Raw genomic sequence first — 446 nt, forward strand, 5'->3', positions numbered from 1 at the left:
GGTGATTGTGATCCCGGTTATCGGTGGGCTCATTGTGGGCGCGATGGCTCGTTGGGGGGCCAATGCCATTCGTGGCCATGGCATACCGGAGGCCATGGAGCAGGTGCTGCTAAATGACAGCCGTATCCCGGCGCGCATTACTTTCCTCAAGCCGCTTTCCTCGGCGGTGTCTATTGGTACCGGTGGGCCCTTCGGGGCGGAAGGGCCGATCATCGCCACCGGTGGTGCCTTGGGCTCGCTGCTTGGGCAAATTTCGCATATCACCGCGCTGGAAAGAAAGACCCTGCTGGCGGCCGGGGCCGCGGCGGGGATGGCGGCGGTATTTTCCGCCCCCCTGTCGGCGGTACTGCTGGCGGTGGAGTTGTTGTTGTTCGAGTTCCGGGGGCGTTCCATGTTGCCAGTGATGTTGGCAACCATTGTAGCCACCGGCTGCCGGTATCTTTTGT

Annotated in this window: 1 protein-coding gene; it reads left to right on the forward strand. The window is 62.3% G+C overall.

The window, feature by feature from the left end; genetic code table 11:
• The coding region (locus A3754_RS24225; RefSeq protein ID WP_197468836.1) for a chloride channel protein at nt 1–446 on the forward strand (446 nt) is incomplete at both ends.

It is taken from the genome of Alcanivorax sp. HI0083, assembly GCF_001635175.1.